This is a genomic window from Limnobacter sp. MED105 (assembly GCF_000170915.1).
In the GTDB taxonomy this organism is placed as follows: domain Bacteria; phylum Pseudomonadota; class Gammaproteobacteria; order Burkholderiales; family Burkholderiaceae_B; genus Limnobacter.
The window spans coordinates 48,086-61,778 of the sequence record NZ_ABCT01000006.1 but is presented as its reverse complement, the minus strand read 5'-3'; the positions used below and the strand labels follow the sequence as shown (position 1 = coordinate 61,778).

Here is a 13,693-nt window from a genome sequence, read left to right as displayed (position 1 = left end):
GGCCCTGCACTTAATCAGTACAGGGCCATTTTCACATTCGATCAATGCATGCGGTCTAAATTACAGGCCGTAGTACATATCGTATTCGATGGGGTGTGGAGTCATGCGCATGCGCTGAACTTCTTCCATCTTCAAGTCGATGTATGCATCGATCATTTCCTTGCTGAACACGCCACCACGAGTCAAGAACTCATTGTCAGCCTGCAGGGCTTCCAAAGCCTGCTCGAGGCTGTGACACACGGTTGGTACCAATGCGTCTTCTTCTGGTGGCAAGTCGTACAGGTTCTTTGTTGCTGCTTCACCTGGGTGAATCTTGTTCTGAACACCGTCCAGACCAGCCATCAACAAGGCAGAGAATGCCAGGTATGGGTTGGCCATGGGATCCGGGAAACGCGCCTCAATACGGCGACCCTTGGGGTTGGCCACGTGTGGAATGCGAATGGAAGCAGAACGGTTCTTGGCGGAGTAAGCCAACTTGACCGGTGCTTCGTAGCCAGGTACCAAACGCTTGTAGGAGTTGGTCGATGGGTTGGTGATCGCGTTCAGGGCACGGGCGTGCTTGATGATACCGCCGATGTAGTACAAGGCGAAATCAGACAAGCCTGCATAGCCATTGCCTGCAAACAGGTTCACGCCATCTTTCCAGACTGACTGGTGAACGTGCATGCCGGAACCGTTGTCACCCCACATTGGCTTGGGCATGAAGGTGGCTGTTTTGCCATAGCTGGCAGCAACGTTCCATACGGTGTACTTCAAAATCTGTGTCCAGTCAGCGCGCTTTGTCAGCGTAGAGAACATGGTGCCGATTTCGTTTTGACCAGCGCCAGCCACTTCGTGGTGGTGCACTTCAACCGGTACGCCCTGCTGTTCCAGCAACAGACACATTTCAGAACGGATGTCCTGGAATGAATCGGTTGGGGACACTGGGAAGTAACCACCTTTCACTGTGGGACGGTGACCCAGGTTACCGTGCTCGTAATCGATGCCGGTAGACCATGCAGCTTCTTCAGACTTGATCTTGAAGAAACAGCCAGACATTTCATCACCCCAGGTGATGCTGTCGAAAATGAAGAATTCGGGTTCTGGACCGAAGTAGGCAGTGTCGCCCAGGCCAGAGGACTTCAGGTAGGCTTCAGCGCGACGTGCGATGGAGCGTGGATCGCGGTCGTAACCCTTGCCGTCAGTTGGCTCGATTACGTCACAGGTCAAAATCAGTGTCGGCTCTTCACGGAATGGGTCCATGCGAGCTGTATCAGGATCAGGCATCAACAGCATGTCAGAGGCTTCAATGCCTTTCCAGCCGGCGATGGAAGAGCCGTCGAATGCGTGGCCAGACTCGAACTTGTCTTCGTCAAACATCTTAACTGGCACAGACACGTGCTGTTCTTTGCCTTTGGTGTCGGTGAAGCGGAAGTCAACAAACTTCACTTCATTTTCCGCAACCATCTTCATTACATCTTGGGCGGTCGCCATTGAAAATCTCCTGGTACGTGAGGTGGAATAGTGATCTAAAAAAAATTTGAGTTGAACTCTTCGATTTAAGCGAAACAATAGCACGTTCGATACCGCTATATATGACGCTCAGCGCGAATTCAATCTTCGACGTGGAGTGATAAAGCAAAGACCATACCAACTTGAGACCGACCTTAAATCAAGGCTCTCGACAGACGATCTTGAAGCATCCTCAATTCTTTTGCACCATAACAGTGCACTACGCACCATTATCGTGCAGATTAGTATTTTGCCTAATCGATCACATGCTTGTATTACAATATACTCAACAATAAAATCACTTGCGAACACTCTTTCATGTCATCCACTTCACAACAATTGATCGACTTGGCGAAAAGTTACGCCTCTGAAAAAGGACTGGGCTATTTGGGTGCTTTAACCCCCAAAGAGGCATGGGAACTACTGAATATCGACGAGAACGCCGTGTTGATCGATGTGCGAACCGATGCCGAACTGGACTGGGTTGGACAGGTAAGTTTTTCAGAAGACCGATCATTTCACGTCGAGTGGAATAACTATCCCGATGGCATACGCAATCCCGATTTCATTGCTCAAATTGAGGCAAGGGTCGAGAAACACCAACCAGTACTTTTCATCTGTCGTAGTGGGGCCCGATCACATCATGCAGCAGCGCTGGCAGCCAAGCACGGTTTTGAGTTTGCGATCAATGTGCTTGAAGGATTTGAAGGCGACAAGAACGATTTTCACCAACGTTCAAGTGTGAACGGCTGGCGTTTCCACGGCTTGCCATGGGAACAACATTAAACAGCGTGATGATCGCTATTTTTATTGGCCGAAAAGACCAAACAACTTTCCGGCCAACAAGAATGCAGCCAGACAACCCAACACATGAACGAGGGCATGACCCAGAGCCAGCAGGGGCTTGTCCAATAGCAGATTGGCTCCTTCGGCGGTGAAGGCGGAGAACGTGGTTAACCCACCCAATACGCCTGTCATCAGAAAGAGTCCGAGCGGATTAGCCTTCAGCCAAGCTGGCCCCAACACTGAAAACAACACACCCGCGACAAAACCACCAATCAGGTTGGCCATTAAAGTGCCTATTTGAAACGGCAACCACGCGGGCTGAACCAACAACAGGCCAAGCCCATACCGCCCCACTCCGCCCAAGCCAGCCCCTATAAATACTGCAAGTGCATTAAACGCATTCACTGGGCTTGCTCCCAACGCTCTTTGGCAGAGTCGTCGCTGTCGCGAGCCGACACCCAGCGAGAGCCCTCAGGCGTGTCCTCTTTTTTCCAGAAAGGGGCCTCGGTTTTCAGATAGTCCATCATGAACTCGCAAGCCAGAAAGGCCTGCTGACGATGTTCGCTGGTGGCCGCGGCAAACACGATTTGATCCTCGGGATACAGGGGGCCCACACGGTGAATGATCATCGCCGAGGTAATGTCGAACCGCGCATCAGCCACCTGCAGAATATTTTCAAGGGCTTTTTCAGTCATGCCCGGATAATGTTCCAGTGTCATGGCACTTACAGCGCTGTTTTCGTTGATGTCGCGTACGGTGCCAATGAAGGTAGCCACTGCACCAATCTCAGGCAAACCCTGGCGAAGCCAACGAATTTCTTCGGTCACATCAAAGTCTGCCTCTTGAACCAACACCTTGGAACGTTTCATTTTAACCCCCTGTCACCGGCGGGAAAAAAGCGACTTCAGCCTGCTCGCCTACTGGTGTTTCATCGTCAGCCATATCTTGATCAACAGCGGCACGCAGACGCCCGACCTCGGCAATGGCCTTGGCAAAACCAGGATACTCGGCGCACAAATGCGCACGCAAACCCGCCACAGTTGCTGGTGAAAACGCCGCATTTACCTCTAAGCTGTCTTGCCCTAACTGTTCTTTCAAACTGGCAAAAAACCGCACTTTTACTTTCATCTCATCAAATCCTGATACGCCACGTAATCAACCCAGTCACCTGGGTTGACTCGCTGTCCTTTGGCCAGCCGGATCAAGCCGGTGGATCTGGCCAGCGAGGTTAATACACCCGAGCTCTGGTTTTCAAATAATTTTGCTTTGTCCGATTGTACATCTGCGCGTAAAAACTCCTCTCGGCGAGAATCAGGCGTAGGCCAGGCAAATTCGGCCTGAACCTTTCTTGTGCGCGAACGCCAATCGACTTTTTCTCGGGTTTGCCCTTCCAGCAAACCCAAAAAAGGCTTCACAATCAATTGAAAAGCAACAGCGCTGGACACCGGGTTACCAGGCAATCCGAAAAACCAGCTTTGCCCGCCACCCTGGCGATTGATGTGGCCAAATGCAATCGGCTTGCCGGGCTTCATCGCCACTTTCCATGAGCGCAACTGCCCTACTTTCTCAATCGCCGGTTTCACGTGGTCTTCTTCGCCCACCGACACCCCACCCGAGCTGATGACAGCATCGCAATCGGCCAGGGACTGAAACGCAGAGCATGTGGCCTCGAGGTTGTCAGGAACGATACCCACTGAGCGCACCTCAACATTCATCGATTCAAGAAGACCGCACCACACATACTCGTTGGAATTGTAAATTTGACCGGGCTGTAAAACCTGACCAGGACTTTGAAGCTCGCTGCCAGTAACCATGACCCCCACTTTCAGGCGCTTGCTAACCAACACGGTTGATACACCAATCGAAGCGAGCAAACCCACGTGAATCGCATCCAGGCGGGTGCCTTTGGCCAATACCACCTGCCCTGTGGCAATGTCTTCGCCAGTTCGCCGTATCCACTGCCCAAGCCTTGGCGTGGCGTTGAACGTTACGCTGGCTTCGTCATTCACCACAACATCTTCCTGCATCACCACGGAATCTGCGCCGGGCGGAATTGGCGCACCGGTAAATATTCGCGCCACGGTACCGGGCTGCAAGGGCTGGGGTGAGGCACCCGCCGGCACGCGTTGTGATACCTGATAGCATGAGGAAGGCTGAATATCCGCACGACGAACTGCATACCCATCCATACCACTGTTGTCGTGTTGCGGTACATTCAAACTGGAGAGAATGTCCTGCGCCAAAACCCGGTTAAGCGCAACGTTCAAACTGACGTACTCAGTCGGTGTTGCCTGCTGGGCGGCAATCGGCCACACCTGCTCAAGCAGATCATTCAAATCAATCATTCACAAACCGTTTCAATATAAATTTCGCAATCGATGCCGGGTCATTCAAGGGAAGCACTGGCAAGCCGCGACATTCAATTTCATTGTCGCAGGCGACCGCAATAATGTTCGGGTCTTGAGGATACAACATCGGCTTGCCATTGGCCTCGCGCCAAATTTCAATTTTAGGAATATCTGCCCGCTTAAATCCTTCAACAATAACCAGGTCACAAGGCGACAGTTTTTCAAGTTGCTCCTCGAGTGTAGGCTCCTCTTCGTTGCGCAACTCGTGCATTAACACCCAACGTTTGTTCGCGGTAATCAGTACTTCATAGGCACCCGCTTCTCGATGTCTGTAGGAGTCTTTGCCGGGCCGGTCGATGTCAAAATCATGATGCGCGTGTTTAATGACAGACACCCGGACGCCCTCGCCAATCAAAATAGGCAAAAGCTGTTCAATCAATGTGGTTTTACCCACGCCGGAGAATCCGGCAAAGCCAAACACCTTGGGCACTTCAGTTTCCTTCTGACAGTTGCTTTTCAATCAACAAAAGTTGTTGACCTGTTTCTTTCAAAATATCTGCGGACGGGCGAGCCTTGCAACGCAATACAATTTCAAAACATGCACCGAATTGTGGCTCAACTTCCGGCACTACCGGGCTAGTGGCCCACAAATCACCGCCATAACGTTGTACCAGCATACGCGACACAGGCAGACCCAGACCTGTTCCGCGACCCGCCTGTTTGCTGGTGTAAAACATTTTAAAAATAAGCTGCAGACGATCCGGGGGAATTGCTTCGCCGTTGTTTTGCACCAGAATCTGCACTGCGGGCTGACCGTCACTTAGACGAACGTCGGCAGTTTTTATTGAAATGGTGGGGCCCTCGTTCAATGCGGCAAACTGCGCATCGAACTGTCCTTCCAGAGCATGGGTTGCATTGATCAACAAATTCACCATGACTTGCTGCAATTCAGTTTTGCTGATTTGAACGGTTTGTTGTGCCGAGAAATCAAACTTCAATTGCGCACGGGCCATGTCAATTTCATTCCGAACAAACAAAATGCTGTCCTGAATGATTTCATTGACATTGATTTCTTCGGTATAGGAAGCGTATTCATCTGGCCGGCAAAACTGCAGCAGCTTTTGTACGATATTACGCATGCGGTGTACTTGCTCATCCAGCAAACGCACTGTTTTCAGGCTTTCTGGATCGTTCAAGGTCATTCGGATCAAATCCAGATGCCCCATCATAATTGCCAACGGATTGTTGAATTCATGCGCAATACCGGCAGTCAATTGCCCCAAGGCTGCCAGCTTTTCTGAGGCCAACAACTGCTCCACCGCCTGATGCAGTTTTTGATTGGCGGCCTGCAAGTCGGCGGTTCGCTGCCGTACTCGCTCATCCAGTTGCTCATTCAATCCAAGTAGTTCGCTGCGTCGTGCATCCAACTGATCCAGCAAGGCATCAAAATGATTGGCAAGGTCAGCAAATTCGTCTTCACGGCGAAGATCACCCACTCGGGCTGCAGTATCCCCACGTTCCTGCAGGCTCATGATGTAATTCATGCGGCGAAGGGGATAAAAAATTCCGGATGTCAAACGCACCACCATCATGGCGCCCAACACCATGGCGGCGCCCACAGCCAACAAAAACAAAATGAGCAACTGGGTTTTTATGTTGGCATAGGGGGCCTCCAAAAAACCCACATAGAACATACCGATTCGGGCACCTTCCGGGCTAAGCAGCGGCGCGTAAGCGGCTACGTACCAGTCGTTCACGACAAATGCGCGCTCCAGCCATACCTCTCCACGGCCCAAGACGCTTTGCCGAACCACATCGGACACTCGAGTGCCCAGCGCACGCGATTCGCCGTCGCGACGAACTGTAGTCGCCACGCGCACATCCTCCAGAAAAATGGTGGTAGTGCCAATGGAACCCTCCAGCAAAGTATTCGGCGAATAAATCAGGTTATTGATTTCATCCACCAAGCCCAGGTTGCCGTTTAACAGCAGCCCGCCCTCCAGGTAACCCAACATGTTTCCATCGTTAAACACAGGTTGCAAAACCTGAACGACCAAGCCACGATCTTCAGCACTTTTGGGTGATGGCGTGGCGTTGGATGTGGGAATGATCGCCTGAACAGCGCGAGAGGCTAGATCAGGCGAGATATCCATCAGCTCTTTATTCGACAACAATACGGTGTAACTGCCCGACTCGCGGAACTTCACCGACTTTTGCACCTCAGGATCAAGCATGTACGGCAAGCGTGAGGGAAACGAACTCAACACCATTCCGGTTGGACTGATCAAACGCAAGTAAGCAAAACCGAGTCGCTCAGCTTGAGCCTGCAAGTCTTTGTTGTTCAGTTTACCGCCCCGCTGACTCAGCAAACTTCGAAGGTAAGCGCTTTCAGACCAGGCTTTCAAAGCCTGTGATCTACTCTCCTGCACATTGGTGAACTCTTGCTGCGCAAGCACCAAATCACTGCGCACTTTTGAAATCAGAATTTTTGTATAAGCGGCCTGCCCAGCCGACCAAACCAGCATGGCCACAATTGGAATCAGGACCAGCAAAGGAATACAGGCTGTAACAACCAGTTTGGTTTTAACAGTCCAGTGGCTGGGCCAAAAATGCCCGCGAGGCGGAAACGGCCGCTGACCTATTCTTGGCTCCACGCCATGCACTTTCGTTCAAGCGTTTTTCGGGACACGCCCAAGCGGCGTGCTGCCTCGGATTTATTGCCACTGCAGGCATTCAGTACGCGAAGAATGTGGGTCTTTTCAACTTGTTCAAGCGACTCGTTCTGAGGGTCCTCGGCGGTGTGCTCCCGCTCATCGAGATCCAAATTCAAAGGCAAATCTTCTTTGGGGAAATAACCCAAAATCAATGAGCGCTCAATGAAGTTACGTAGCTCTCGCACGTTGCCTGGCCATTCATACGCTTGAAGACGAGCCAACATGTCCGGGCTTATTTTTAAGGGATCGATGCGTAGCTTTTTGGCAAACACCTTAATGAAATAGTTGGCCAAAAGCTCAATGTCTTCGGGGCGGCTACGCAATGGTGGCATTTCAATCGGCATGACCTGCAAGCGATAATACAAGTCTTGCCGGAAGCGTCCGCGCTTTACCTCAACATCCAGATTCACGTTGGTGGCAGCCACGATGCGAACGTCTACATCCACTTCCTTGGTACTGCCCACTGGGCGAATGCGCCGGTCTTCAAGAACGCGCAACAACTTGGTTTGCATGCTGAGCGGCAACTCGCCAATTTCGTCGAGAAACAAGGTGCCACCTTGCGCATAGTAGAACAAGCCCTGATGGGACTCATTGGCACCCGTGAATGCACCCTTGGCATGACCAAACAACTCGCTTTCAATCAATTCTGGGGAAATCGCACCACAGTTGATCGGCACAAAAGGACGTTCGCTGCGCAAGCTCATTCCATGTAGCGTTCGCGCCAACACTTCTTTGCCTGAGCCAGATTCGCCGGTGAGCAAGACGGTTGAGTCGGTGGGGGCCACCTTGGCCACGAGCTTTCGAAGCTGACGTACGATCGGGCTTTCACCCACCATCACCTGCTCGTTTTGCTGCAGGTTAGATACGGCCCTCTTCAATACAAAGTTTTCACGCTTTAAACGATTTTGATCTGCGGCGCGATCAAGTGCGTACCAAAGCTGGTCAATCCGAAATGGTTTTTGCAGAAAATCTTGCGCGCCTGCTCGCAACGCGCCAATCGCAGTGTCCATGTCGGCGTAGCCGGTAATCAGGATCACGTCGCCCTCATAACCACCTTGGCGCAACTCGTTCAGCCATTGCAGACCGCTTTTTCCAGGTAGGCTCACATCCAGCACCACCGTGCTGTAGTCATGGCTGTCGAACAAGGCTTGGGCCATTTCAACAGAACCAGCAGTGTCTACACGGGCAAAACGTGTCTCCAGCGCCTTTTCCAGAAAATGACGCATGCCGGGCTCATCATCTACCGCCAGTGCGGACAAACCCTTTCTGGGCTGGGCATCTATGCCTTGGCCTGTGGCAACTTGAGGGAGGTCAACAGTGTTGGATTGAGAGGTCAAAACAGTGGCTTCATGGGGTGTTACTTAACCCTGCCATTGTTCATGATTCCGCTTTGACCTGCAAGTTAGGTAAACCCTATTACTTGCAGGCAAACGATTGTTTGAAAACCAAGCTTATCTCGCTTAAAGCCCGGTGTTCTCGGCAATAAAAGCCTTGACCTGCTCCACGGATATAGGCATTTCAACAACCCGCTGTGGCAACTTTTCGATGCCCTGAAACTGCGCGGGCACCGGAGGTGTTTGTCCCGTGGCTTCTTCAATGGTTTCGGCAAACTTCACCGCCAGGGCGGTCTCAAGAATTACCATGGGGACGCCGGGCTCCACCAGATTTCGCGCCACTTTCACAGCGTCGGCCGTGTGGGTATCAATCAAGGTACCCGTGCGGGCAAAAACTTCCTTGATGGTGTCCAAGCGATTTTGATGGTTCGAAGAACCTGACTGAAAACCAAAGTCTTCCTCAACCCGCTTGAAACGTGGGTCTTCGGAAAGATCGAACTGATCGTTGGCTGCCAAATCTTGCCACAAGGCTTTCAAGGCCTTGGGGTCGCGGCCCAACAGGTCATAGACAAAGCGCTCGAAGTTCGAGGCTTTGGAAATGTCCATGGATGGGCTGGAAGTGATGTACGTTTCAGCCGACTTTCTTGGCCGGTAAACACCGGTTTTAAAGAATTCATCCAGCACATTGTTTTCGTTGGTGGCCACAATCAGCTTGCGAATGGGCAAACCCATTTGACGTGCAATATGACCAGCCAAGACATTGCCAAAGTTACCTGATGGCACTGCAAAGCTAACCGGATCGCCAATTTTCTCGGCAGTGCGAAGGTAGGCATTAAAGTAATAAACCACCTGGGCGGAAATGCGGCCCCAGTTGATCGAGTTCACCGTACCAATTTTCTGGCGTGCCTTGTATTCAAGGTCTTCGCTGACTGCCTTCACAATGTCCTGGCAATCATCAAAGAGGCCTTCAATCGCAATGTTGAAGATATTCGGGTCTTGCAGGCTGTACATTTGGGCGCGCTGAAATGCACTCATTTTGCCCAAGGGGCTGAGCATGAACACGCGCACACCCTTCTTGCCGCGCATGGCGTATTCAGCAGCAGAACCGGTGTCACCACTGGTCGCGCCCAAGATATTCAATTCACGGTTGGTGCGAGCCAGCTGGTATTCAAACAGATTGCCCAGCAATTGCATGGCCATGTCTTTAAAGGCCAGCGTAGGGCCATTGGAAAGCTCCAAGACCTTCATGCCATCGAACAGCTCGCGCACTGGCGTAATTTCTTCAGTGCCATACACCGCCTTGGTGTAGGTTTTGGTGGTCAGCGCTTTCAGGTCGGCTTCGGGAATGTCAGTGGCATAAGGCTTCAACACCTCGAATGCCAGTTCACCATAGCTCAGAGTCTTCCAGCTTTCCAACACATGCAAAGCCACTTGCGGATAAAACTCGGGCACGGCCAGGCCACCATCGGGAGCCAAGCCTTCCAGCAAAATTTCAGAAAAATCTTGGGGTTCCATGCCCCCACGGCTGCTGAAGTATTTCATTTCAGCTCAAGTCCTCTACGCGAATTCGGGTCAAGGGGCCATGCACGCTGTCCAAAGCCTCGATCTTGGCGATGGCCTTGTTCACATCACCTTCCACACAGCGGTGGGTCAACAACACAATTTCAGCGGTTTCTTTTTCGCTGGTGGCCTGGCGTTGAATCATGGCTTCAATCGAGATTTGATTGTCAGCCAGCAAACGAGTGACTTCGGCCAAAACGCCGGGCTTGTCGTCCACAGCCAAGCGCAGGTAGAAGGCCGTAACCACCTTTTCCATGGGCAACACTTCAAGGTTTTGAATGCCCGCTTTCTGGAAAGCCAGAACCGGCACACGGCTGGCCAAAGGGGCTTGGCTTGAGCGTGCAATTTCGATCAAGTCGGCAACCACCGCCGAGGCCGTCGGTAAACTGCCAGCGCCAGCGCCGTAGTACAGGGTTGGGCCCACCGCATTGGCTTTCACCAACACCGCATTCATGACACCTTCCACATTGGCGATCAGGCGCTTGCCGGGAATCAGGGTTGGGTGCACGCGCAACTCAACACCTTGATCAGTACGTTTGGCGATGCCCAACAATTTCACGCGGTAGCCCAGTTGCTCAGCAAACTGAATGTCTTCTTTGGTCAGCTTGGTAATGCCTTCAATGTAAGCTTTCTCAAACTGCACGGGCACGCCAAAAGCCAGTGAACTCAGCAGGCTGATCTTGTGGGCGGCATCCACCCCTTCAATGTCAAAAGTGGGGTCCGCTTCGGCATAGCCAAACGCCTGGGCTTGCGCCAGCACTTCAGCAAAAGGCAGGCCTTTGTCCCGCATTTCCGACAAAATGAAGTTGCAAGTGCCGTTGATAATGCCAGCCACATATTCGATTTTATTGGCGGCCAAACCTTCCTTGACAGCCTTGATGACCGGTATGCCACCGGCGACGGCCGCTTCAAAAGCCACCATCACGTTGTTGGCTTCAGCCGCTGCAAAAATTTCATCGCCATGCACTGCCAGCAAAGCCTTGTTGGCCGTAACCACATGCTTGCCAGCATTAATCGCAGCCAGTACCAGTTGCTTCGCAATGGTGTAGCCGCCAATCAGTTCGACCACCACATCGATGTCGTCGCGCTTGACCGCTTCAAACGCGTCACCCAGCACCTCAACGCCTGGGCCAGCCAGTTCACGGGCTTTTTCAGTGTTCAGGTCAGCGATGACTTTGATCTGAATGGGAAACCCCACACGGCGTTCAATTTCACTCGCATTGTCTTTCAGCACATTGAAAGTGCCGGAACCGACAGTACCCAAACCCAGTAGGGCCACTCGTAGAGGTTTGTTCATTTTTAAATCAGCCAAGGTGTTGTTTTCGATAACTTTCCAGGAAGCGTGCAATTCTACCAACTGCGTCCGTCAAATCATCGGTGTTGGGTAGGAAAACCACCCGGAAATGATCCGGATTAATCCAATTAAAGCCCGTGCCCTGCACCACCAGCACCTTTTCAGCCTCCAACAACTCCAGCACAAAGCGCTGGTCATTCTTGATGGGGTAAATTTTTGGATCTAGCCGCGGGAATAGGTACAGAGCAGCCTTTGGCTTCACGCAGGTAACGCCGGGAATGGAAGTCATCAGGTCGTAAGCCAGATCACGCTGACGGGTAAGGCGCCCACCGGGACCCACCAAATCGTTGATGCTTTGGTAGCCACCCAGCGAAGTTTGGATGGCGTACTGCCCTGGCACGTTGGCACACAGACGCATGGAGGCCATGATGCCCAGGCCGTCGATGTAATCTGTGGCGTGGCGTTTGTCGCCAGAAATAACCATCCACCCGGCCCGGTAACCACAGGCACGGTAGTTCTTGGACAAGCCGTTCATGGTGATAAACAGCACATCGTCGGCCAACGACGCGATGGACGTGTGCTCGGCACCGTCGTACAACATTTTGTCGTAGATTTCGTCTGCAAAAATGATCAGTTGGTGTTCACGGGCGATTTGCACCAGCTCTTGCAACACCTCCTCGGGGTACAAAGCACCCGTGGGGTTGTTGGGGTTGATGATCACCATGGCCTTGGTTTTTTCATTGATCAGGCTACGCAGGTGTTTGGTATCGGGATACCAGTCGCTTTGCTCATCGCATAGATAATGGCGTGGCGTGCCACCGGAAATACTCACAGCGGCGGTCCACAAAGGGTAATCAGGCGCGGGCACCAGCACTTCGTCGCCGTTGTTCAGCAAGCCCTGCATGCTCATCACGATCAGCTCGGACACACCGTTGCCCACAATGATGTCGTCGAGCGTTACACCCTTGATTTTCTTTTGCTGGGTGTAATGCATGATGGCCTTGCGCGCAGCAAACAGGCCTTTGCTGTCGCTGTAGCCCGAAGCATCGCCCAGGTTCATGATTACGTCTTGCCGAACTTCATCGGGCGCCTCGAAACCGAAGGGAGCCAGATTACCGATGTTCAGCTTCAGGATTCGGTGCCCTTCCTCTTCCAACTGGCGCGCTCGCTGCATCACCGGTCCGCGGATGTCGTAGCAAACATTGGCCAGCTTGGCAGATTTGAGAATGGGTTTCATGTCGACCTGTGTGTGGATTGTTGTGGTGGTTATTAATGTGCTTATTCTTTTGCTCGCGCAAAGTCTTATAATTTAACCGTTTAGGCCAGTGCCTGCTAGGCTTTGGCCCCATCCTGGAGCATCTTTCGAATGAAATTTCAACCTGAATCGCTCGACAATCAATTCGTCGTTCAGCGGTATGACGAAGAAGGTGTCGTGATCAGCGGCAGGCTTCAAACTGAAAGCGTGGTGTTCGGCACCGATTTCACCCCCAGAATTTGGGAAAACGCGGGCTCGGGCCCACTGGAATTGGCCCACTGCGAGTGGCTATACACGCAGTGCCCTGAAAGCATGGAAGTGCTGCTAATAGGCACGGGCGCCAAACAGGTGTTTCCTGGCATGGACATTCGCAAGTTTTTTGCCAACAAGCGCTGCCCGGTCGAATACATGGACAGCCAGGCTGCCTGCCGCACCTACAATATTTTGATCGGTGAGGGCCGGCACGTGATTGCCGCGATTCTGCTATGACCACCTACGCTGCAATGCTGGTGCTCTCGGGCGTCATTTTGAATGCACTGGCCCAACTGTTGTTGAAAATGGCCACCAACAAAGTGGGGGTGATCGAGGCATCCAGTGCGCTTAGCCTGGGTGCCATGTCGGCCCTGTTTCTTCAGTGGCCAATGATTCTGGGGCTGTTTTGCTACGGATTTTCACTGCTCATTTGGCTGATGGCGCTGTCGCGAGTCGACGTCACGCTGGCGTACCCCATGCTGGCAATTGGGTATGTGATCAACGCCTTTGCGGCACAATATTTTTTGAATGAACCCGTCAGCCTGCAACGCTGGGTGGCAATCGGGGTGATCGTACTGGGTGTGGCGCTTTTGGCGCGTTCCTGACACTTCCTGCATTTTGCTGTCAAAAGCTGTGGTTATACTGAATCCCACACGCAC

At 52.3% G+C, this 13,693-nt stretch carries 14 protein-coding genes; 3 read left to right on the top strand and 11 right to left on the bottom strand.

Features of this window, described 5'->3' with window-relative positions:
* Positions 1-60: 60 nt before the first annotated feature.
* Positions 61-1,473, bottom strand: a complete 1,413-nt coding sequence (gene glnA / locus LMED105_RS07600) for a type I glutamate--ammonia ligase (protein ID WP_008249903.1) — start codon at positions 1,471-1,473, stop codon at positions 61-63.
* 336 nt (positions 1,474-1,809) lie between these two features.
* Here glnA and LMED105_RS07595 point away from each other — a divergent pair, with 336 nt between their 5' ends.
* Positions 1,810-2,277, top strand: coding sequence for a rhodanese-like domain-containing protein (locus LMED105_RS07595; protein ID WP_008249902.1), 468 nt, complete (start codon positions 1,810-1,812; stop codon positions 2,275-2,277).
* Positions 2,278-2,298: 21 nt separating this feature from the next.
* Here LMED105_RS07595 and LMED105_RS07590 read toward each other — a convergent pair whose 3' ends face one another.
* The 10 genes from LMED105_RS07590 to LMED105_RS07545 all read right to left on the bottom strand — a co-directional run bounded on the left by LMED105_RS07590 (position 2,299) and on the right by LMED105_RS07545 (position 12,764).
* Positions 2,299-2,682 carry a CrcB family protein gene (locus LMED105_RS07590; RefSeq protein ID WP_232222725.1) on the bottom strand — a complete coding sequence of 128 codons (384 nt, stop codon included), beginning with the start codon at positions 2,680-2,682 and terminating at the stop codon, positions 2,299-2,301.
* Entirely contained in the window at positions 2,679-3,146 is a 468-nt protein-coding gene (gene moaE, locus LMED105_RS07585) for a molybdopterin synthase catalytic subunit MoaE (RefSeq protein WP_008249900.1), read from the bottom strand. Before moaE ends, LMED105_RS07590 begins: the two co-directional genes overlap by 4 nt.
* A 1-nt stretch (position 3,147) precedes the next feature.
* Complete coding sequence (gene moaD / locus LMED105_RS07580; protein WP_008249899.1) at positions 3,148-3,405, bottom strand: molybdopterin converting factor subunit 1; 258 nt, start codon at positions 3,403-3,405, stop codon at positions 3,148-3,150.
* Positions 3,402-4,622, bottom strand: a complete 1,221-nt coding sequence (gene glp, locus LMED105_RS07575) for a gephyrin-like molybdotransferase Glp (RefSeq protein WP_008249898.1) — start codon at positions 4,620-4,622, stop codon at positions 3,402-3,404. Before glp ends, moaD begins: the two co-directional genes overlap by 4 nt.
* Positions 4,615-5,115, bottom strand: coding sequence for a molybdopterin-guanine dinucleotide biosynthesis protein B (gene mobB / locus LMED105_RS07570; RefSeq protein ID WP_040512864.1), 501 nt, complete (start codon positions 5,113-5,115; stop codon positions 4,615-4,617). The genes glp and mobB overlap by 8 nt, the downstream gene beginning before the upstream one ends.
* Before the next feature lies 1 nt (position 5,116).
* On the bottom strand, positions 5,117-7,279 hold the full coding sequence (locus tag LMED105_RS07565; protein ID WP_156799590.1) for a cache domain-containing protein: 2,163 nt from the start codon (positions 7,277-7,279) through the stop codon (positions 5,117-5,119).
* Complete coding sequence (locus LMED105_RS07560; RefSeq protein WP_008249895.1) at positions 7,264-8,676, bottom strand: sigma-54 dependent transcriptional regulator; 1,413 nt, start codon at positions 8,674-8,676, stop codon at positions 7,264-7,266. Before LMED105_RS07560 ends, LMED105_RS07565 begins: the two co-directional genes overlap by 16 nt.
* A gap of 123 nt (positions 8,677-8,799) precedes the next feature.
* Positions 8,800-10,215, bottom strand: coding sequence for a threonine synthase (gene thrC / locus LMED105_RS07555; RefSeq protein WP_008249894.1), 1,416 nt, complete (start codon positions 10,213-10,215; stop codon positions 8,800-8,802).
* A gap of 1 nt (position 10,216) precedes the next feature.
* A complete protein-coding gene (locus tag LMED105_RS07550; RefSeq protein ID WP_040512788.1) occupies positions 10,217-11,530 on the bottom strand; it encodes a homoserine dehydrogenase in 1,314 nt (437 codons plus the stop codon).
* 7 nt (positions 11,531-11,537) lie between these two features.
* A complete protein-coding gene (locus LMED105_RS07545) occupies positions 11,538-12,764 on the bottom strand; it encodes a pyridoxal phosphate-dependent aminotransferase (RefSeq protein ID WP_008249892.1) in 1,227 nt (408 codons plus the stop codon).
* A gap of 129 nt (positions 12,765-12,893) precedes the next feature.
* Between LMED105_RS07545 and LMED105_RS16260 the strand changes: the two genes are divergently transcribed.
* Both LMED105_RS16260 and LMED105_RS07535 read left to right on the top strand, forming a co-directional pair.
* Positions 12,894-13,271 carry an Mth938-like domain-containing protein gene (locus tag LMED105_RS16260; protein WP_008249891.1) on the top strand — a complete coding sequence of 126 codons (378 nt, stop codon included), beginning with the start codon at positions 12,894-12,896 and terminating at the stop codon, positions 13,269-13,271.
* Positions 13,268-13,639: an SMR family transporter gene (locus LMED105_RS07535; protein WP_008249889.1), complete on the top strand. Its 372-nt coding sequence runs from the start codon at positions 13,268-13,270 to the stop codon at positions 13,637-13,639. Before LMED105_RS16260 ends, LMED105_RS07535 begins: the two co-directional genes overlap by 4 nt.
* Positions 13,640-13,693: the final 54 nt, after the last annotated feature.